Source organism: Methylobacterium sp. 37f (assembly GCF_023093475.1).
Taxonomy (GTDB): Bacteria; Pseudomonadota; Alphaproteobacteria; order Rhizobiales; family Beijerinckiaceae; genus Methylobacterium.
In genome coordinates this window covers 20,189-40,976 of record NZ_JAGHKN010000037.1, presented here as the reverse complement: position 1 = coordinate 40,976, position 20,788 = coordinate 20,189, and the positions used below count along the sequence as shown (strand labels likewise).

Below are 20,788 nucleotides of genomic sequence, written 5' to 3'. Positions count from 1 at the left end.
CGGGCGGCAGAGGAGAAGGCCATGGTGCCAGGTGGTGAGAGGCCCTCGGGTCGGAAGGTCGTAGCGTGCCGGATGGATGCCGTGTCCGACACCCGGCCCGGCCTGCCCCCGGCCTTGCGCGACCACCTGAGCCGCGAGTTGCAGACCTTCTACGCTGCCAGCCTGGACGACGCGCCGCCCCAGCGCCTCCTCGACCTCATCGACCAGCTCCAGGCGACTCTGTCTCGGCAGAGTCCGGCCGCGACCTCCACCTTCCGCGACGACCTGATCGCCGCGCTTCCGGGCCTGCGCGCCTTCGCCAAGTCGCTGGCGGTGCAGCCATCCAGGGCCGACGATCTCGTGCAGGAGACGGTGCTGAAGGCGTGGACGCACCAGCACCGCTTTCAGCCCGGCACCAATTTCACGGCGTGGCTGTTCACCATCCTGCGCAACCAGTTCTACACCGAATGCCGCAAGGCCCGGCGCGAGGTCGAGGATGCCGATGGGGCCGCGGCCGCCCAGATGATCGCGCTGCCCTCCCAGGAGCACGGCATCGAGTTGCAGAAGGTCTGGTCCGTCCTCACCAAGCTGCCGCCCGTGCAGCGCGAGGCCCTGCTGCTCGTGGCAGGCCAGGGCCTGACCTACGAGGCGGCGGCCACCCTCGTGGGCACACAGACCGGAACCATGAAGAGCCGGGTCAGCCGCGCGCGCGCCTTCCTGGCCGGTTCGCTCGGCCTGTCGGAGGAGCGGCTCTCGGCCTGAGCGCCTCGGCGATCGTTGCCGGGCTCGCCACGGGCGGGACAGCGCGCGAACCCGGGAGGCGCCGATCGTGGAGTGCGCATGACGGGCGTGGATCATGACGGGCGCGGATCATGACGGTCGCGGATTCTGCCCGTAAGGTGCAACCCGGAGATTTGGCATGGCGCAAACCCACGATCACGATGCCCACCCGCATTCGGACCACTCTCAGGGAGACCACCCGCATGCGGCCCATCACGGAAGCGCGCTTTCGCCGATGGAACTGCGGGTGCGCGCTCTCGAATCCGTCCTCGTGGAAAAGGGCTACGTCGACCCGGCCGCCCTCGACGCGCTGATCGAGACCTACGAGACCCAGGTCGGCCCGCATAACGGCGCCCGCGTGGTGGCGCGGGCCTGGGTCGATCCCGACTTCCGGGCGCGCCTGCTCGCGGATGCCACCCCGGCGATGCGCGAACTCGGTGTCGGCGGGCGCGGCGGCGAGCACATGGTGGTGGTTGCCAACACGCCCGAGACGCACAACCTCGTCGTCTGCACCCTGTGCTCCTGCTATCCCTGGCCGGTGCTCGGCCTGCCGCCGGTCTGGTACAAGTCGCCGCCCTACCGCGCGCGGGCCGTGATCGAGCCTCGTGCGGTGCTCGCCGAGTTCGGCCTGACCCTGCCCGCCGGCCAGCGCATCCGGGTCTGGGATTCCACCGCCGAGCTTCGCTACATGGTGCTGCCGATGCGCCCTGCCGGGACGGAAGCCCTCGACGAGGCGGCGCTCGCGGCCCTCGTCACCCGGGATGCGATGATCGGCACCGGTCTGCCGGAGGTGGGCGCATGAACGGGGGCCAGGATCTCGGCGGCCTGCACGGGTTCGGTCCCGTGGCGCCGGAAGCGGACGAGCCGCGCTTCCATGCCCCCTGGGAGAAGCGGGTCTTCGGCCTCGCGATGGCCATGGGCTTCTGCCGCGCCTGGACCCTCGATGCGAGCCGGTCCGCCCGCGAGGCGCTGCCGCCGGGCGAATATCTCACCTCCAGCTATTACGCGATCTGGCTCAAGGCCCTGGAGCGCCAGGTCCAGGCCCACGGCCTCGCCACGGCGAAGGAACTGTCCACCGGCGCGGTCTCGACGCCGGCCGCCCCGGTCGAGCGCGTGCTTCGGGGGCCCGAGGTGGCGCCGCTCTTCGGGCGCGGCTTCCCGAGCGACCGGCTGGTTCCCGACCCCGCGCGCTTCTCGGTGGGCGACCGCGTCCGCGCCCGGAACATCCATCCGGTCGGACATACGCGCCTGCCACGCTACGTGCGGGGCCGACTCGGGACCGTCGAAACGGTGCATGGCAGCTTCGTCTTTCCCGACACGAACGCGCGGCTCGCTGGCGAGGCGCCGCAATGGCTCTACACCGTCCGGTTCTCCGGCCGCGAGCTGTGGGGAGAACAAGCCGAAGCCGGCCATGCTGTCTCGGTGAACGCGTTCGAGAGCTACCTGGAACCCGTCGCTCCGGAGCTGACCGCATGAAGGATGCCGACCGGATACCCCTGGACGACGCGGTCGCCCCGGTCTTCGCCGAGCCCTGGGAGGCTCAGGCCTTCGCCCTCGTGGTGGCGCTTCACGATGGCGGGCTGTTCGACTGGAAAGAATGGGCCGAAGCCTTGGGGGCAGAGACGCGGCGGACCGGGCAGGGGGCGGATTATGCCGCCTGGCTCGCTACACTCGAGGGCCTGCTCGCGGCGCGCGGGATCGCCGAACCCGAACGCCTCTCGGAGCGCCGGGCCGCTTTCGCGCGGGCCGCCGCCGCAACCCCACACGGCGAGCCGATCCGTCTAGCGAACGATCCCCGCGCCGTCGCGGCGCAAGAATAAGCGTCTCGGACACCCACCTTCAAACATCACAATTGTAGAAGCGCCGCACTAGCGACTACAAACTTCAGATTTTGTAATTATGAGTGATACTTTATCAGATTATAAAGAATTAATAGCCTTACACTGCACATTTGATCAAATCGGACGAGTTACGCTCACCAATCATCGCGCCGCGTGCAGCGACGCATGGGCTACCCTCGTCCAAACGGTCGAGGATACCCTTACACCCTTGCAGAAGCAGAGTGTAGAACCGTCCAGTAGCGTCGGCCTATCTCGAGTTGGCACAACCGCAATCGCGTGATCTTCTCAGACATTAGCCTACGAAGCTCCGACAGATCGCAGAGCTTCTGCGCTACAGTCTCAATATAATTTACTTCCTAAACCGGCAGCATCCTTAGGCTAATCAAATACGGATAATGCCGTCTGGCAAGATTGTGATTACGCGCGGCGGAGTTGGCCTAATATCCCAAATTATACCTTGTGCGTATTGGATAGTACGCGTTCCATCTACTGCGATGGCCTGAACGTAGCAGTGTTCGAGAGCCAGGATTAAGCTTGCTACCCCGCCACCGCGTACGCCGCTTGCCGGTAAAGCAAGATGCATAACGTCCTGGACGCCTCTTGGGAACTGGGTCAGCACATCAACAACCCGATCTACTACATCAAAATCTAGGCCGACGGAGAGCCGTAACTGCTCTATCACCTCAATGGCAGCTTTTTCAGGAGCCTCCCGAAGTAGGGTGATATCTATCGTGTTTTTTCCGTGCCTCGGAAGTACCCAGTGATCGGATGAAGGAATACCAACTAAGGCAATGATCGACCGCGGCAAACGCGTCGAGGGATCAGCGATGCGGCCTTCCGGTCGACCATTTTCACGGAAATGCAATAAAGGATTGACTTTGCTTTCGCCGACATCTGGATAACGCCGGAGATATCCAAACGTACTGAAGTGCGGATGTGGGTCGAAACCCTCGGCTGCGCCGACGTTTATATAGTGCTTTAAAGGGTTATGGCCGGGCTTCACCTGCGTCCGATAAAAAGTCGTATCGAAATCGCTATTTGGATCGTCCCCTCGGCGACCGCCGATCAGGACGTAGTGCAGGTAAGGGTCAAGAGCCGAAACTGTCCAATACGAAGAATTACGCGTGTAATAGGTAGTGTCAAATAGTTTTGGAACTCGACCGAATAAAATACGGCGCAGCTTGCCGGTGAGCCAACGGCTGAAGCGAGAAGCGGAAGTATCGGTCATTTTGGCATCGACCCTGCGCAGGCTTCTCATGAGAAGGTCGAAGCTTCACAAATCCGGCGAAGGCGTTCCCGATAGGCCTCCGGCGCGCATTCAGAACTAATGCGCATCAACCCAGCGGCCTGGACACTATTCCAGAGGCTGGCAGTCTCATGAAGGCGGACAAGCCCTTCCGCGAAAGCGTCCGGCTCAAGCCAGTCGCAGCTCACGTATCCAACGCCTTCCTCCCAGCCGATCTGCTCCGCAAGGATTGGTGTAACAAAACAAGGTATTCCATGCCGCACTGCTTCGTGAACTTTGTGCGGGATGCCGGCGGCAAAGCGTGTCGGGGCTATGCAAACACGAGCAGCATCGAAGAATGGTTCAGCCTCAGTCACACGGCCCATCACCGAAACGCCAGGCCGTGTGTAGCGGGCGCGGATAGCCGGACCAATAGTACCAACGATATGGAGTGTCGCATCGGGCATTAACAGTCGCAGGCGGGGCCATACAGCATCGAAGAACCAGTCCAGCGAATCTACGTTCGGCTGGCCGTCCTGCGAGAGCGCACCTATAAACAGAAAGCCGCTTCGCTCGGAGAAAGGCGGTGCCGCAACCTCAGGCAATGCCATAGCGTGACCGAGGACCGTCGCGTTGACGTGGGAGTAGCTAGCAAGCAGTCGCGCTTCGGCATCTGAGACGCAGACGACCTGATCTGCAACTGCATAATGTTGTATTTCTGAGATTGCGTGCCGGGCAAGATCAGCAGCAATGCCGGAACCTCCCAATACCATGTCGGTAACAAAGGCACGAGAGGCAAAAAGAGCCTCAGAGTCGAAAATGATACGAGATTTGACAAAATCACGCAAGCTCAGTCCGGAATCACGAAAAATCTGAATGACAAGTCCAATATTATGGGGCCGACTGACCCACAGAACGTCAAAATAATCGGACCGCTCGCCAATTATCTTGGCGATCCCTTCACGCTCCTCTGAAGCTAAGATCTCAACTCTTTGATCAATATCGCGGTAACGCTGGGCCTGCTCGGCGTCCGCTCGATAGACAGGGTATAGCGTAACTCGGTAGCCGAGTTGTGCCATGGTATTGACGATGTGATTGGCGCGCGGATAGCCTGCGCCCATGTCGAGATGTGGTACGGTATCGTCGACAAACAGAACACGTAATCCCCACGGTTCATGATCGCGGATAGCAAAGCCGATGGGCCGCGGTCCCTGTTCGAACAGCCAGTTGCGATGTCGGTCGAGGAACAGCGCTCGATTACGATCGAGTAGAACCTCCACATCGGCGCGCTTGACGCTTGTGGCATTTTCAAAATGTATCGCAGTGGCACGAGCTTGGTAGATAACTCGGCGCCCGGCCTGATGACAGCGTACGCACAGATCTGTATCCTCGAAATAGGCTGGTGCGTATGCATTGTCGAAGCCACCGAGCGCCTTGAACAATGCTCCCTCGATCATTAGCACGGCGCCAGAGACGTAGCCTACCTCACGGGTGAAACTCGCCTCCGGGGTGAATGGGTCGGGTACACCTCTTAGATAAGGGTGAGTGACCTGTGCATCCGCTTGGAAGTTCGCGCCAGCCTCTTGGAGGATGCCGCCAGGAAACACGAGACGTGCGCCAACAATTCCGACATGGTCTTGGTCAGTGAAGGTTTGTGCCATCGCTCGCATCGCGCCTGGCATTAGATCAACGTCTGGGTTGAGGAAAAGTATAAAACGGCCACGTGCTTGTGCTGCGCCTTCGTTGCAGGCCGGTCCAAACCCGACGTTGGTCGATTGACGGATGATCGTCGAGCCATCGATGTAGTCGAGCAATGCATGCGTCTCAGCAGCCGACGCATTGTCAACAATGATGACTTCGAACGATACGCCAGCGAGACGCTGCTGAGCCGCCAAGCGCCATAGAGTAAGAGCCAAAATATATCGCGCATTTAGAGAAACAATGACAATTGATACTAGGGGCGTGTCCTCTATCAGAAATTCGATCCGCATTTCGTTGAGAAATATGGCGTCATAAATTAACTGCGCCTCGGCGATTACTACTCGGCGTCCAATACTAGCATCAACAGCGTCGAAGGGCTCCACCGGAAGGGCGTCGCTGCGGACCGCGCCCTTCATGGTCACCTCGCTCGATGACACGTCACCTTTGATGGCACCATTTTTTATAGCACTATGCTGCTTTATATCATTTTTTTGCATGGCGTTCATGGCCGAATATTTTCACGGATAGGCGGAGGCACGATTGTGATACGGCCGATAAGGTCATCGGTAAGGAACAAGACCGTGCCATTTGCGACGACAGAAGCTGGTCCCATGCAGGATATCTTAACAATTGCAGGCACTGGAGTAAGGTCCAGGCGCGATGCTTTGAAGGCGTAACCAGGCGACAACGAGAGCGGAGCTATCCCGTCGATTGCTAGTTCGTGCGCGTGCGCGCCATCGGCCGCGATTAGGAAGGCAGCAATTGCGGGGGTACCGGTGAGCAGGTGGCTTGGCATCGGGACTGCAAGGACGAAACCTTTGGAGCTTACGCCGACGCATCGGCACTGAGTGGTCCAGTCAGCTAAGATATCCCGAAACGCATAGGCAGCACTCTCACGAATCTCTCTTGTCAGACGCTTCCCGCGAACCCATTCAGGTGACAATGCCACGCTGACCGGACCGATCGACGATTGCTTCTCCAGCGGCGGCGTAGATCCGGCAAACCAGCGTCGGCGCTCCGGCGAGTACTGGGTCGCCAGCGCGGCGTCCTCCCCGAAGCGCTCGGTCGCCAGCAACTGCCCATGAGCCGGATCGTCTGAGAGTAAGGAGTTCGCCGAGCGCACGCAGATTGGCCATGACTGCCCTACCGATTCGACGGACGCAGCCGAAGACGCGAACGCTGCCGCGGGCACAACGGAAGCGGAGCGCCCACGTATTGAGGCTTTGATCACGCTAGCGAGCTCAGCTTCGGCTTGCTGCGACATCGCGTTAAAGCGCTCTAGAAGCTCGGCACAAGCCTCCGTTAAGGCCTTGAGTGCCACGGGGTTCGATTGCAGCTTCAGGATCGTCGCTTTAACTGCAGCTACTCCTGCGCATTTATGGGCGGGCGCTTCGGCGTCAAACCCTTCGAACCCGATCTCAGTTCCAACCACCGGTACGCCATACGATAACGCCTCGGCGACCTTCATTTTCAGGCCGCTACCCATTAGCATTGGGGCGACGATCAGGTCGGTATCTGCATAGAAAGCCGCGAGATCGTCGACGTAGCCGAGCAGACTCACCCCTGGCAGGTTGAGGCTACCTAGCGCGTTGCAGATCTCGCCCGCAATCCTCAGTTCAGGTCTGTCCGGCGTCCAGCCAGCTGCCCATTCGTGAGCGAACTTGCCGATTGAAAATAAGTTAGGGTCATTTCCGTGTCCGACAAAACCGATTTTTCGGATCCCGTACGGCGCCGAGAACTGTGAGCGGACAGGAAACATTGGCGGCAGCAGCAACACCTGGCGGTCGGTTAGTGCAGCGAAATGAGCTGCCTCCTCCGACTGGATCGCCAGCACAACATCGGCTCTATCGAGCGCCGCTGCCTCGCTGGCGCTGTCGGTGTAGTAGAAGTTTGGTTCGGCGCGGAATGGACGGTACTGCAACTGTCGGTCAGCAAAACGGTCGTGCGTATCGATGATCTTGAGCATGTTTGGCGCGTGATCAAGGCAGCGCGACAAGAATACGTAGTTGACGAGGATTGCTACGGTATCGGAGTATTCCTCCGCGTACCAAGACACGAACCTATCAAGCGCCGTTGAACCCCATTCGTCGATCCCAAACGCAGGTGAGCGGGTTTTTAACGGAATTATATCTTGAGTCTCAATCAGGAAGGTGCGTTGAAAAGTCGTCGACATCTTTGCGAGATCGGTCGGTGGGTGCTGACCGAAACGACGATAAACCTGATCTTCATGAGCGAAATAGGCAAAATCAACAGCAAAGCCCGCTCGTTGCAGTGCGGAACAAATCAGCGACAGACGTTTACGATTACCTGCACTGGCCGGCGCGGCGGGCATTGGCGCAACGACGAGGACTGTCGATGTCGGAGAACCAAGGGTATGTTCGATGCTCATGCTGTGCCCGTACGAAGGCGCGCCGTTGTGAAACGCCCGTGCCCAACAAGGAACGTGCGCTGCGGCAGCTCAATTTTTGCCCCCCAGAGTGGTTCGAGATCGAGATCCATTCGCGGGATCGGTGAGAAAATTAGCCGCGCAGTCGCAACGCGTGTAAGGCGCAGGCCGGCGTCGGCATCAAAGAGAATGTAGTTAGGTACATCCGTGCCCGACACAGTGCAGGCTTCGGTTGGCTCAGGCCCTAGCATAATTTCGGGTGCACTTTTCGGCAGGGGCACAGCACGGAGAGTTGGAGCTAACAGAGCGATTGGATCGGCCAGCGCCCTAGCATTCCGAGGCGTCACAGCTGACAGAACGGCCTCGGCCATTACTTTTTGATCGTTCAAGTCTATGCCGTCCGCTGGCTCGGTCGGTGTAGTCGCAACGGTGATTAGGTGAAAATGCGTGGCAACGACGAGCCGCATCTCACGAGCCAACGATGCTCTCGCTTCAGCGTCCTCCACCCGCAACAACATCAAACAAATCGGCCGATTTGCCCTCGACGTCATGCCGGTGAATGCCCAGGTCTCGAGCGAGATATTGGAAGGCGCAACCACCGCGAGCGGTATCGGCATCGAGGTTGGAAGACGGAAGCTACATAAGACCCAATCGGAACCAAAGTCGAAGAGACGTCCTTCGCAAGTATTGGAGGATCTTTTAGGCTTGACTGACGCCGTCATCCGTTGTCTCTCCGAACAATCCCATCGAAGCAACCGGTGTTGATCGGCAAATCCCGACCCTCTCGTCGCATTCAGACTTTTTCCCATGGGACATAGCGCGTTCGATTGCGCGCCGCCGAGCGGGGGTTTGGTATGGCAGGCCTCCTTCGCGTGCAACCCTTATCGAAATCGTTTTTTCAGCCGCGAAGTCACCTGGTCTACGATGACTGCCAAAATCGCACAGACCATATTATCTTCAGTGTCGCTAATCTGGCACAGTATATAGTATTGCTGGTAACCTTCAATTTTATTCGTTTCTTGCGTGAGCGAATCTCCTAGAATGATGCAGGTCTGAGTCGGCTGTGGGAGTGAAAGGCGACGTATGCAGACGAACGCCAACGTGGTTGCCATCCAAGGCGAGACGCTCGCGGAGTTCCTTCGGCGGCGTCGCGGTCTGACGACGGTGCCGACGCTGATGCGAGTGAATGGTGGAACAGCCGAGGCGATCTGGCGGGGCGGTACCGTGTCGGCGATTGATCTTGCTGATGCAGTCGCCACCTTCAACGGAATACCGCGGGCTGACCGTGACACAATCGCACTTCTTCCCCACGCTTTAAACAAATTTTCCCGCGACTTCCTGCGCGAAGCCTTTCTCTATCCGGTTATACGAGAAGGGCAAATTCTGCTGGTGACCGCAGACCCCGGACATCTCGAACCGATTCGCGCTGTTGCGCTTGCGCTCGGTGGACCAGTGCCACTCGAGGTGCTGTCGTTCGAGGAAATTGAGGACCTCTTCGAGCGTAGTCGCCCCATAGATGCGCCGCGCGAAGTGGCTGAAACTGAGACTCAGTCCGACTATGCCCTCTCCGACGACATCGAAACGCTGCAGGATCTCGCCCGCGGCGCACCGATTGTGCGCGTTATTGATGGGCTCCTGGAACGTGCGATTCAAGCAGGCGCCACCGACATCCACATTGAAACTGGCCGCGAGGAGCTGAAGGTACGTTTTCGGGTTGATGGTCACTTGCGGGCGCAGCAGACGATGCCACGCCACATGGCAGCCGCGGTGATCTCGCGAATGAAAATCCTTGCCGGCCTCGATATAGCCGAACGCCGCCTGCCGCAGGATGGGCGCACTAACATAAAAGTCGGCAACACCGAGGCGGATCTGCGCGTCGCGATCATGCCAACGCTCTACGGCGAGACGGCGGTGCTGCGCATTCTGCTGAAGGACACGCGGCTACTCGACTTCAAGCGCGTCGGCCTGTCCGATCGCGACCTCGACGTGGTAGTCAAGCTGCTCGCTGAGCCTCACGGCATCATCATCGTCACCGGCCCCACCGGCAGCGGCAAGACCACGACGCTCGCCACCGCAATCTCGCTGCTGAACGATCCGGCGCGCAAGATCGTCACAGTTGAGGACCCTGTAGAGTACCAGCTCCCCGGCATCCACCAGACCCAGATCAAGCCGGCGATCGGCTTGACCTTCGCCGCGGCGTTGCGCTCGTTCCTGCGCCACGACCCTGACGTGATAATGGTCGGCGAGATGCGCGACCGCGAGACTGCGGCGATCGGTATCCAGGCCGCGCTCACCGGCCACCTCGTGCTGACAACGCTGCACACCAATAGCGCAGTTGACGCAGTGGTACGCCTCGTCGACATGGGCGTTGAGCCGTACCTCATTGCTTCGAGCCTGCGAGGGGTGATCGGCCAGCGGCTGGTGCGTCGCCTATGTGAGCGCTGCCGGGTTCCCGATCCGAAGGGCTCCACCGTCGCGCGCGACTTACGCGCCCGGCGCGGCGGCCCCGAGGCGACGGGCCGCAACTTTCACACTGCGACCGGGTGCGCTTACTGCAACGACAGCGGCTATCGCGGGCGCATCGGAGTGTTCGAAGCGCTGGCCGTCGGCGACGATCTGCGCGACCTAATCCGCGGCCAGCCCGATCCCCGCATCCTGCTTCAGGCGGCGCGCGCGATCGGGATGACCACGATGCTCGACGATGGGATCGAGAAGGCCAGCCTCGGGCTCACCTCACTCGACGAGGTCATGCGGATTTCGGGATGACGTTTTCCAAGGGAACGATGCCGGCCCCGCTCCATCGCGCCGCGAACATTGTGCAAGCGATCGGCGCAGCTTTACTCGACGCCCTAGTCGCGACCATCCGGCCGCTTCTGGGCCGCTTCTCTACAGGCCTGAGCCACGTCGTAACGATTGCGCCGAACGGGCTCGTGCTCCACACCTCGCAGAAGGATCGCCTAGGCCCGCCGCAGCACTTAGACAGCAACGTGCGCGCGCCGGAAACTTTCCACAAGGGCGCGGTGGAGTTGCGACTGCCACCGGAGGTGTTCCTGACGCGCGCGCTGCGCCTCCCCGATGCCGGGCGGAGCTATCTCCAGCCGATCATCACACATCGCCTAGAACGCCTGACGCCATGGCGAGCAGATCAAGTCCTCTACGCTTACAGTGTCGTTGACGGCGTTTCCGAAGACGGTACAATCGGCGTCGATCTTCTCGCAACTTCCGTCGATCTCGTAGCGCCGTTCCTGGCACGCCTCGCCAATGCAGGGCTTACAGCGACGGCTCTAGGCAGTGCGGCCGAACCGCTCGACGCGCCACTGCGTTTCGACCTCTACAAGGGGCGTACGCAACCAGCTGACGACCGGCTCCGAGGCCGTATCGGCCGCGGCTTAGCGATCCTGCTCAGCGGGCTGACGGTCGCCTGCCTGCTTTCGGCGGTCGTCGCGGCTTCGGCCGCATCTAACGCGGAGGAAGTCCGGCAGCGGCTGACCGCACTGCGCACGAAGCTCACGCTACGCGGCGGCGTCGGCACGTCGCGCGAACGGATCCTAATCGAGGGCAAGCGCACTGAAAACGCGACAATCGTGCTCATCGACAAGCTGAGCCGTGCGTTGCCGGACGGCACGGTGCTGCGCGAACTTGATATCGGCCCAGCCCGGATCCGCCTCGTCGGCCGCTCCATTGATGCGCCAGCGCTGATCGCCCGCCTCGAAGCTGAGGCAGGCCTTAAAAACCCGCGTTTCGCCGCGCCGGTGATCCGCGATGCCGAGAAGCGCGACGCCTTCGATTTGGTGGCGACCCGTGGCGACGTGATGGACGTGGGGCAATGACGCTTGCAGAAGCTCGGGAGGCCCGCTGGTTCGGACCGCTGGCCGTCGCATTGTTTGTTGGGACACCGCTGCTGCTGCTCCTCGTAATGCTGACCAACCTTGCGCGCTGGTCGGAGGCTGGTGACGAGGCGACTGCCTCGGCCGGCTATCTTGCACAAGTCGAGTCGCGCATCCGGGCGGAAGCCGTTCGTTCAGTCCCGACCGAGGGCGACTTCTCGGCCCTTTATCTGACAGCAAGGACCGGGAGCCTCGCACGCGCCGAATTACAGCAGCGCCTCGCTAGTCTCGTCGAACGCGCCGGTGGCCGCCTTATCGAGGTTCGCAGCGACGACACGCCCGACCTAACGGTACAGCGCAGCATTCAGCTCCGCCTCAGCCTCGACATCGGTAACGATGGGTTGTTCGATCTGCTTAGAGCGGTGGAGACCGGACTGCCGCTACTGACAGTCGAGGCCGCGAACATCCGCCCAGTGTCTGGGCGACTCCCAGGGAGCGACGAAGCAAATCCGACCTTGCGCGTCGCTCTCGCGATCCGCGGCTACTGCCGTGAGAACACGCAATGATCCGCCCGCATCGTCATGCCGGATGGTCTGCTGCTGCCGGTTTGGTACTTGCCCTGCTCGTGTCAAAGATCGCGACCGCCTCAGCACAGGTTGCGGACATGCGCCCTCCATTGGGCCCAGCGCAAAACCTCAATCCTTTAAGTACGCTCGATCCGGCTGCTTTGGATGCCTTCCGCGGACGACCACTCTTCGCACCATCGCGGCGCCCGCCGCCGCCGCCGCCTCAGGCTTTCGTCGCTCCACCAGCGTCCACCGAGGTGGACACTCCACCGCCGGATCTGCGCCTCGTTGGAGTCGTCGCAGGGGTAGATAAGGCCGTCGCGATCCTACGCCGTCCGGCAGGCGGATCCTCGCTCAGCCTTAAGATCGGCGACGTCGTGGGAACGTGGCGCGTCCATGCTATCGGCCCCGATCGTGCGACGCTTCGAGAAGGGACACGCGAGGTCACCTACCGGTTGTTCACCGTCGGCCCATCAAGCCCGCAAGGTCTACGCGGCGGCGTTCCCCCACCCATCGGCATTCCAACAGCGCGATGAGCCCAAACGCTGTCGCCATGCACGTTGTGGGGTACTTATACCAAACCTCGCTGAGCAGGACTCACGCGGGGTAGCGTCGGCATCTCGGTCGTGATTTTTTCTTCGGATTTGAAGCCTGAGGAGGATGCGATGGCTGCTCCGGTGCCGCTGCGATCGGACTTCGATGCCGAGGCCTTGCGCGGTCTGGCTAAGGGTTCGCGAGACCCGGCGCAGACCCGCCGCCTGTTGGCGCTGTCGGTGATCGCCGCGGGTGGCTCGCGTTCGGAGGCGGCCGAGATCGGCGGGGTCGGGCTGCAAACGGTGCGCGACTGGGTCGTGGCCTTCAACGCCGATGGACCGGACGGACTGATCGACGGCAAAGCCCCCGGAGCCCGTCCGCGCCTGAACGCCGACCAGCGCGAGGTCCTCAAGGCGCTGGTCGACCAGGGACCGACGCCGGCCGCACACGGTTTGGTGCGGTGGCGCTTGTGCGATCTGGCCCAGATCCTATGCGAGGATCACGGCGTGTCGGTCTCCGAGCAGACCTTGAGCCGAGTCTTGCGGGCCATGGGCTACCGCAAGCTCTCAGCCCGCCCGCGCCATCACGCCCAGGATCCGGACGCCGCGGCTGTTTTCAAAAAGACTTCCCCGACCGTCTGGCGGACATCGCGCAGGCTGTCGGCGGCAAGCCGGTAGAAGTCTGGTTCTGCGACGAGGCTCGTGTCGGCCAGAAGAACACCCTGACCCGGCGCTGGGCCAAGCGCGGAACGCGACCCTCGGCCCCCAAGGACCAACGCACGGCCTCGGCCTACATCTTCGGGGCGATCTGCCCGGCCCGGGGCGTCGGTGCAGGCTTGGTCATGCCCCGCTGCACCACGTCAGCGATGGCCCATCATCTCGAAGAGATTTCGGCGACCGTGGCTCCTGGCGCCCACGCCGTCCTCCTGCTCGATCAAGCCCGCTGGCACACCACCAGGAAGCTGCCGGTTCCCAGCAACATCACTCTGTTGCCCCTGCCGGCGCGCTCACCCGAACTCAATCCGGTCGAGAACCTCTGGCAGTTCCTTCGCGACAACTGGCTCGGAAACCGGATCTTCCAATCCTACGACGACATCCTCCATCACTGCTGCGACGCCTGGAAAAAGCTCATCGCCCAGCCCTGGCGCATCATGTCCATCGGACTGCGCCGATGGGCCCAGGGGTTCTGATCAGTGAGGGTTGGTATTACAACCAAAAGCCGCAGAAAAATTCAGCAATAGGCAAAGCACTGGTCCGCCGGTCCTGCAACGACGTATTTAAGTGGATGTTCGATCAGCATTTATCTGAATGCGCAATGCTACAATCGTCCAGTGCGATCGCGCTGACGGGGCGACTTGTGGCCTGCCCACTATTCTTCGACAATGAATCAATCCCGTCGAGCTTGTTTGAGGCTGCTGCTTCCGCAAACATCTTGGCGAGATGTAGGATCTGGTCGTGTGCATCGCCTTCAATTTCGGAACCGGTTTTGCCCGTCGTCACTACGATGACTGACCCCGTGAGCCGCCCCCCTTCACTCATAAGTGTAAAGTTGAACCTGCCCGATCGGCTGCGCCGCACGACGTAGTGAACCTGTGACATCGCCTGCCTGCAACAAAAGTTTTCTGAAGGCGACTACGCTGCGAGACACGGGTTAGTTTCAGCGCGGAATCTCAAATCAGTCCAGCGACGCGAACGGTCGATCACGCTTTTTTGCAGAGGTCCGCGCGGCAGGCCGATCTAAGACGCAACACACGCATAGGCGGGGCTGCAGAGGCATTTGGATAGGCGTTTCGCCAGTCCTCCTTGTGATTGAATTTATAAATCGACTGTAATTCGTGTCGTCGGAGAGCGATGTCTCGCTCTCCGACGACGATCACTGCGTCGAGACTAGCGCAGGGTGCCGTTGAGACCGCCCGGGAAGAAGCCGCCCGGGCTCTGGGTGGTGTTGAGGTAGACGATGTTCAGTACCTGGCCGGGGGTACGGGCGAACACGAGGCCCTGAGCGTTGGTCGGGACTAAGTTGGCATCTGAGAACTGGAAGCCTGGGGTCGCCGACTGAGTTCCACTGATGCCCTGATCAAGATCCGCACTACCATCGAGTGAGTCGCGGGCATTGGAAATGGCATCAGCCTGATTGATCAGGCCCTTGGAGTAAAGCACTGCGCGGATGATGCCAGCGTGATAGGCCTCAACCGCGAGGATGCTCGCGGCGGCGCCGAGGAAAGTCTTATTCTGGATCGCACCGGCGGCGCCGTTATAGGCGGTGACGCCGACATCCTCGAAGATGAACGAGGCGAGCAAAAAGTTCGTGTCGTTGGCGTAGGCGTCAAAGCGGTCATTTGGGCCGATGAGGCCGGCTGCGCGGGCGGCGGCGGTGAAGGCGAAGTCGATATCAAGACGCGGCCGGCTGACGGCGGCGCTGCCCAGCGCTGCGCGCAGAAAGCGGACGTGAGCCTCCTCGTCGGCGGCGATCTCAAAAGCGTACTTGCGGACGTTCGGATCGGTGAACGGCACGGCACGGCCACCGCCATTGACAGCACCAATGGCGCCGACGCCCTGCAGATCCGCAGCCTTCAGACCGGAGCCGTTCACGGCGTTAAGATAAAACTCAGCCTCGAGATACTCGAGGTTCAGCGCGAAATTCAGGATGTCTGCATCGGTGATATCCGTCGGCAGCCCCTGGGCCTGGGACGGGGTTGTGGAGTTGCCGAGGATGGCGGCACCGGCAATGCCAAGGCCGAGCGTTTGGAGGAACGCACGGCGGCCTTTTTCGAGGTTGACGACGCAAGTGCCGGGCTCAAGGCCAGACATCTCACTCTCAGTGCTGATCAGTTTCTCAGTCATGGTGTGTTTTCTCCCGGCAAGTCGCACGCTGCTACTCTAGCGTCGAGGTCAACTTAGCTGCAGATGGATTCACGACAATGACGGAGATGCTAAAACATCTTTAATTGAAAAGAATTTGCAAAGCATGTGTCTAATCAGGCACAGCGAGTTGAGAAAGCCTATTTATAGTGATTGTCCCCGTGGGCACGGGCAGGAATGAAGGGTACGTTAACGTAACGCCTGGATTGGAAAATCTTCTCATGCTCTTGATGCGACTCTGCCTCGCCTCGGTCTGTTGCGTGGGACTTCTCGGCGCCGTAGCCTTCGCCCGTGATGCCACTCCCCCACGCGCAAGCTTGACGGGCCCAGAAACCCAGATGGACCTATCGGCGCGTCCGCTCCGCCGGATGGTCGCGGGCAAGCCGTCACGGGATGCGGTCGTCGCACCGGATCGTGGCGAGGGGCGGACGTATAATTTTAGTCCCGAGGATGTTGAGGCAACAGCGAGCCTCGGCTCCGAAGCCGTGGAGATTGGGACACAGCCCGGCGAAGCTGGCAGCTACCGTCTCAATTTTGAGCGGGCTGAAGTGAAGGACGTGGTACATGCCATTTTGAACGATACGCTCGGCCTTAACTACACGATGGCTTCCGACGTCGCCGGTCAGATTACGATCTCTTCGCCCCGGCCAATGACCCGCGCCGAATTACTCTCGGCGCTAGAGACGGTTCTGTCGGGCCAGGGCTACACCATGACCCGCAACACCGGCGGCTACCGCATAACATCAGCCGCCACCAGCATCGGCAACGTCAGTTTTGGAAACGCGCAAGCGCCGGGCTATGGAGTCTCGGTAGTTCCGCTCCGTTACGTCTCAGCCGCGGTGATGTCGAAGCTGGTGTCGGGTTTTGTCACAGAGGCCGATGGCCTTCGCTTCGATACCGGCCGCAACACGATCATCGTGAAAGGTCCCGGGCCACGTCGCCAGGAGGCTGTAAGCGCGATCCTAGCCTTCGATGCAGATTGGATGCGGGGGCAATCGGTGAGCCTGTTCGAGCTGCGCCGCGCCCGGCCGGAGGCAATCGTCGCCGACCTCACGCAGTTGTTCGACACCGGCGAAAACGGGGCGAGTTCGGGCCTGATCCAGTTCAAGCCGATCGCTCGGCTGCGCGCCGTGATGGCGATGTCAAAGAACCCGTCCTTAATCCGGCGCGCGGAAACCTTTGTGCGCAAGCTCGACAGTACTGTCGAGGCAGCCGAGGAAACGGTGTTCATCTACAAGGCTCGCTATCGAGACGCGAAGGAGCTGGCTCGCGTCATCAACGGCCTATTCGGAACGGGCAACTCCAACACCAACACCCCGACGCAGGGCGCTGGGCTCGGCGGTTTTAACAGCGGTGGACAAGGACAGGGCCGCAATTTTTCCGGGGGTACCCAGAGCGGCGGTCTGTACGGAGGCAATTCCAGCTCCGGTTATGGCGGGCTTGGACAGGGCGCTTCCGGCAATCAAGGCGGTGGCCAGCAGAACACCGGCGCCGACCTCCTCCGAGCGCGGTTCGCGTCGGCCTTTGGCGATACCGTGCCGAACAATGGCATGGCCGACGGCGGCGGTTCATTTGCGACCGGTGGTGGTAGCGACAGCCTCGATCTAACCCGACGGGGCAACGGGGCGCGGCGCGTTTCAATCAGCGCGGACCCGTCGAACAACTCGGTTATCACCTATGCCGACGGCGAGACCTACAGGAAGATCAACGCAGCATTACGCCAACTCGACGCAACCCCAGCGCAGGTGGCGGTCAACGTGACCATCGCCGAGGTAACGCTCACCGATCAGCTCAAGTACGGGGTGCAATACTTCCTCGACTCAAAGAATATTGGGCTGGGCAAGGGCAGGGGATCGATCGGTCTGCTGAGCGCAGCAGCAGCAACGGCAGGCGGCGCCACCAACGCGCTGACGGCAAGCGCCGGTGGGGGCTTCAACTTCCTCGTCGGTGGCTATTCCGGCCCTGACGTGGTGCTCTCGGCGCTTGATGGCTTCACCGACGTGAAGATCCTGTCCTCGCCCTCCCTCGTGGTGCTGGAGAACCAGCCCGCCTCACTCCAGGTCGGCGATTCTGTGCCGATCACCACCACGCAGGCACAGGGCATCACCGTACCCGGCGCGCCGCTTGTCAGCCAAGTAGAGTTCCGCGACACCGGTATCATCCTCAACGTGGTCCCGCGTATCGGCCAGAACGATGCCGTGACCATGCAGATCGAGCAGGAGATCTCGGCGGTGGTCAGCGCCTCGAACACCCTGACCCCGACGATCTCGAAGCGGCGCGTCGCGAGCACGATCTCGGTGGCCAACGGACAGACGGTTCTGCTCGCCGGCTTGATCAGTGAGAAGCGGCAGGTGTCCCGCGACGGGATCCCGTTCCTCGATCGGCTTCCCAGCGTGGGGGACTTGTTCAGCTCCGTAGACAATGGCGCACAGCGGACCGAACTGGTGGTATTCATCCGTCCCGTTGTTGTCCGCTCGGGACGGGACGCGCAGCGGGTGGCTGAGGATTACCGGGGTAAACTGCTCGATGCAGGCGCCCGACGCGGTGCCGCACTGCCCGCTCGCCGCCCGGTCTACAAGCCTTGATCGACCGCGCATGTTGGTCAGACGCATCGAGACGAACGATTTCGCCGGGCTCGTGATTGCCGTTGCAGTCTCCAGCGCGGCATTAGCAGCGTGGGCTGGTCCGGGTCCGATGGCTACCGGCATCGTCGCCATCGCTTTGGCCATCATCGGCTTGCGGATTGTCTGGCAGGATCTGGCGGATTTTACGATTCCTGACGCTGCGACCCTTGCTCTCGGATTGATCGGCCTTGCAGGTAGGATCGGCGACGGCGCCTTTCTGGGCACCCACCCGGTCACGACCATCGGTTTCGCAGCCGTTGACGCCGCGATTTGCGGCGGTGTTCTGCTTGCACTACGGGAGACCTATTACCGCCTCCGCGGGCATGACGGCATCGGCCTTGGCGACGTAAAGCTCGCGGCCGCCGGTGGCGTCCTGCTCGGGACCGTTGGGCTCTCCTTAGCGATCCTTAGCGCGAGTCTGACCGGCCTCGCGATCGTCGGCGCGGGCCGGATGCTGCCCGTCCTGGCGCGTGCAGTTCCGGTGACCGACCGGATCGCTTTTGGCGCTGTCCTCGCCCCCGCGCTCTGGGCGACGTGGCTCGTGGGGCAGATCCTGCCCAGCGCACTGGGGCATCCGTAGATGTCGACCTTCGCCTACATGGCCCTGGATGCTTCGGGCAAAATCCTTGAGGGGACGATGGAGGCCGGAGCGAGCGGCGAGGTCTTCGCCCATCTCGACCGTGTCGGGTGCACCCCGATCTCGGTGAAGGCGGAAACAAAAGGGACGCGGTCGACAGGGCGCTCGCTGCGGGACTGGCTGACGCCGGACCCGCGGCCCGAGGACATTACCAGTCTGACTTTAGATCTGGCGATGTTGCTCAAGGGCGGCGTCGCGCTCACCGAGGCGCTGCAAATCCTCTCTCAGATGGAGAGCCGTAGCTGGCTCGTGCGGGTGCTGCGCGACCTTCACGCGGCGCTCAGCCACGGCAAGAGCCTGTCTGAGGCGATCTCCACGCACCCGAAGCTGTTTCCACCCATCTATGTGAAAATGGTCGAGGTCGCTGAGACCTCCGGGCGGCTGGAGGAGGCGTTGAGCGGCCTTGCCGCCGAGCGCCAGCGCGGTGAGCGCCTGCGTAAGCGCTTCATCTCTGCGATCTCCTACCCTTGCTTCCTCGTGGTCGCGGCGGTGGGGGTGCTGTTCTTCATCCTGATCTACTTGATTCCAAAATTCGAGGTCGCGCTGCAGGGCTTCCGCGACAAGATTGACCCTTCTGCCCTTGTAGTGTTCGAGATGTCGGGATTTCTTAACCGCAACTTCGACGTCGTGGTGTTATCAATGGCCGGCCTTCTCGGAAGCGCCGTGGTGCTCAACCGGATCGGCAGCGAGCGCGGCCTTTGGCTCGCCCTGCTCGCGCGCCTACCATTCAGTCGCGCGGTTCTAGCCAACGAACTCACCGTTACCTTCTGCCGAACGCTAGCGATCCTGGTGCGCAACCGCGTCGACATCTCCACGGCGCTCCGCTTAATTCGCGGCGTCGTGCGCCTTCCCAGTGCGGGCCTCGAGATCGACCGGGTCGTAGCCGACGTACGCCAGGGCCAGCGCCTTTCCGAGACCCTGTCGCGCGGAAAGCTTTTTCCCCGCCACGTGGTCCAGATGCTGCGCGTCGGTGAGGAATCCGGCGATCTTGCCGACAGTGCGAGCCGCGTTGCAGTGTTTTACGAGGCCAAGCTCGACTCAGCCTTGGGTCGCGTCATCGCAGTCGTGGGGCCGACGGTCATGGTTGTGGTAAGCCTCCTGATCGCGTGGCTCATCATCTCGGTGATGACCGCGCTTATGAGCATCAACGACCTTCTGGTCTGAGGTTTCACACCGATGATGGTTTCCGTGCGTTCCCGCTTTGACCGATCCGGACGTCCCCAGCGCGATGCGCAGGGAGGATTCACCCTGGTCGAGTTGCTCGTCGTGTTGGTGATCCTTGGCCTCGTCATGGGCCTCGCAGGTCCACGCGTTCTTGGCTACCTATCGAGCTCGCGCGACAAGGCGGCCAAGCTACAGATTGAGTCCTTCGCGTCGGCGCTTGACTTGTTCTACCTCGACAACGGTCGCTATCCGTCAACGAGCGAGGGCCTGCAATCTCTGGTTCAACGCCCAGCGGCAGCCGATAACTGGAGCGGCCCCTACCTCAAGCAGGGCAACGTGCCGGCGGACCCCTGGGGACGTCCCTACGAGTATCGGACGCCGGGCAAGACCGCCCCATACGCCATTCTCTCGCTCGGCGCCGACGGCGTGAAGGGCGGCAACGGCGTAATTGGCAAGGAATGATGTCCAGGGTTCGAAGGCATCCTCGCGATCGCGGGGCATCGGCGGGCTTCACGCTAGTCGAGGCGCTCGCGGCCTTCGCCATCGTGGCGGTCCTGAGCCTCGTGGTGCAGCGGGGTGTAGTACAGTCGCGCGCTGGACTATTGGCGGTGGAGGACAGACTCGCCGCCGAACGCGTCGCCCGCTCGCTTCTCGCTGAACCGC

Annotated in this window: 17 protein-coding genes; 12 read left to right on the top strand and 5 right to left on the bottom strand. The window is 61.5% G+C overall.

Annotated elements, in window-relative coordinates:
• Window positions 1-81 precede the first annotated feature (81 nt).
• From J7U37_RS20100 to J7U37_RS20085, 4 genes are all read left to right on the top strand, one after another.
• Complete coding sequence (locus tag J7U37_RS20100) at window positions 82-741, top strand: sigma-70 family RNA polymerase sigma factor (RefSeq protein ID WP_338011504.1); 660 nt, start codon at window positions 82-84, stop codon at window positions 739-741.
• A 157-nt stretch (window positions 742-898) separates the two neighbouring features.
• Entirely contained in the window at window positions 899-1,561 is a 663-nt protein-coding gene (nthA, locus tag J7U37_RS20095; RefSeq protein ID WP_056184444.1) for a nitrile hydratase subunit alpha, read from the top strand.
• On the top strand, window positions 1,558-2,235 hold the full coding sequence (nthB, locus tag J7U37_RS20090; protein ID WP_247636861.1) for a nitrile hydratase subunit beta: 678 nt from the start codon (window positions 1,558-1,560) through the stop codon (window positions 2,233-2,235). Before nthA ends, nthB begins: the two co-directional genes overlap by 4 nt.
• On the top strand, window positions 2,232-2,579 hold the full coding sequence (locus J7U37_RS20085; RefSeq protein WP_247636860.1) for a nitrile hydratase accessory protein: 348 nt from the start codon (window positions 2,232-2,234) through the stop codon (window positions 2,577-2,579). The genes nthB and J7U37_RS20085 overlap by 4 nt, the downstream gene beginning before the upstream one ends.
• A 403-nt stretch (window positions 2,580-2,982) precedes the next feature.
• Here J7U37_RS20085 and J7U37_RS20080 read toward each other — a convergent pair whose 3' ends face one another.
• Genes J7U37_RS20080 through J7U37_RS20065 form a run of 4 tightly spaced genes read right to left on the bottom strand, consistent with a single transcriptional unit; the run spans window position 2,983 to window position 8,634 of the window.
• Window positions 2,983-3,828 (bottom strand): hypothetical protein, encoded by an 846-nt coding sequence (locus J7U37_RS20080; RefSeq protein ID WP_247636859.1) that lies wholly within the window; start codon window positions 3,826-3,828, stop codon window positions 2,983-2,985.
• Between the two features lie 26 nt (window positions 3,829-3,854).
• Entirely contained in the window at window positions 3,855-6,032 is a 2,178-nt protein-coding gene (locus tag J7U37_RS20075) for a glycosyltransferase (protein WP_247636858.1), read from the bottom strand.
• The gene (locus tag J7U37_RS20070; RefSeq protein WP_247636857.1) at window positions 6,029-7,915 is read right to left on the bottom strand and encodes a glycosyltransferase; all 1,887 of its coding nucleotides are present in this window, start codon (window positions 7,913-7,915) and stop codon (window positions 6,029-6,031) included. The genes J7U37_RS20075 and J7U37_RS20070 overlap by 4 nt, the downstream gene beginning before the upstream one ends.
• Window positions 7,912-8,634: a hypothetical protein gene (locus J7U37_RS20065; RefSeq protein WP_247636856.1), complete on the bottom strand. Its 723-nt coding sequence runs from the start codon at window positions 8,632-8,634 to the stop codon at window positions 7,912-7,914. The genes J7U37_RS20070 and J7U37_RS20065 overlap by 4 nt, the downstream gene beginning before the upstream one ends.
• 361 nt (window positions 8,635-8,995) lie before the next feature.
• Between J7U37_RS20065 and J7U37_RS20060 the strand changes: the two genes are divergently transcribed.
• The 4 genes from J7U37_RS20060 to J7U37_RS20045 all read left to right on the top strand — a co-directional run bounded on the left by J7U37_RS20060 (window position 8,996) and on the right by J7U37_RS20045 (window position 14,028).
• A complete protein-coding gene (locus tag J7U37_RS20060; protein ID WP_244476833.1) occupies window positions 8,996-10,678 on the top strand; it encodes a GspE/PulE family protein in 1,683 nt (560 codons plus the stop codon).
• A complete protein-coding gene (locus tag J7U37_RS20055) occupies window positions 10,675-11,742 on the top strand; it encodes a PilN domain-containing protein (protein ID WP_056480963.1) in 1,068 nt (355 codons plus the stop codon). Before J7U37_RS20060 ends, J7U37_RS20055 begins: the two co-directional genes overlap by 4 nt.
• Window positions 11,739-12,305, top strand: a complete 567-nt coding sequence (gene gspM, locus J7U37_RS20050; protein WP_056480961.1) for a type II secretion system protein GspM — start codon at window positions 11,739-11,741, stop codon at window positions 12,303-12,305. The genes J7U37_RS20055 and gspM overlap by 4 nt, the downstream gene beginning before the upstream one ends.
• A gap of 626 nt (window positions 12,306-12,931) precedes the next feature.
• Window positions 12,932-14,028, top strand: a protein-coding gene (locus J7U37_RS20045; RefSeq protein ID WP_247636855.1) for an IS630 family transposase whose coding sequence is annotated in 2 segments (ribosomal slippage) — window positions 12,932-13,463 and window positions 13,463-14,028 — 1,098 coding nt in all. Because the reading frame shifts where the segments join, the coding sequence is not laid out codon by codon here.
• A gap of 697 nt (window positions 14,029-14,725) precedes the next feature.
• On the opposite strand, the gene J7U37_RS20040 is transcribed toward J7U37_RS20045, so the two are convergent.
• Window positions 14,726-15,682 (bottom strand): ferritin-like domain-containing protein, encoded by a 957-nt coding sequence (locus tag J7U37_RS20040; RefSeq protein WP_247636854.1) that lies wholly within the window; start codon window positions 15,680-15,682, stop codon window positions 14,726-14,728.
• Between the two features lie 356 nt (window positions 15,683-16,038).
• Between J7U37_RS20040 and gspD the strand changes: the two genes are divergently transcribed.
• The 4 genes from gspD to gspG are packed head-to-tail and all read left to right on the top strand — an operon-like array spanning window position 16,039 to window position 20,587.
• Window positions 16,039-18,285, top strand: a complete 2,247-nt coding sequence (gene gspD, locus J7U37_RS20035) for a type II secretion system secretin GspD (protein ID WP_247636853.1) — start codon at window positions 16,039-16,041, stop codon at window positions 18,283-18,285.
• Window positions 18,286-18,295: 10 nt separating this feature from the next.
• Window positions 18,296-18,904, top strand: coding sequence for an A24 family peptidase (locus J7U37_RS20030; protein ID WP_247636852.1), 609 nt, complete (start codon window positions 18,296-18,298; stop codon window positions 18,902-18,904).
• The gene (locus J7U37_RS20025) at window positions 18,905-20,125 is read left to right on the top strand and encodes a type II secretion system F family protein (protein WP_247636851.1); all 1,221 of its coding nucleotides are present in this window, start codon (window positions 18,905-18,907) and stop codon (window positions 20,123-20,125) included.
• Window positions 20,126-20,137: 12 nt separating this feature from the next.
• The gene (gene gspG, locus J7U37_RS20020; RefSeq protein ID WP_247636850.1) at window positions 20,138-20,587 is read left to right on the top strand and encodes a type II secretion system major pseudopilin GspG; all 450 of its coding nucleotides are present in this window, start codon (window positions 20,138-20,140) and stop codon (window positions 20,585-20,587) included.
• Window positions 20,588-20,788 lie beyond the last annotated feature (201 nt).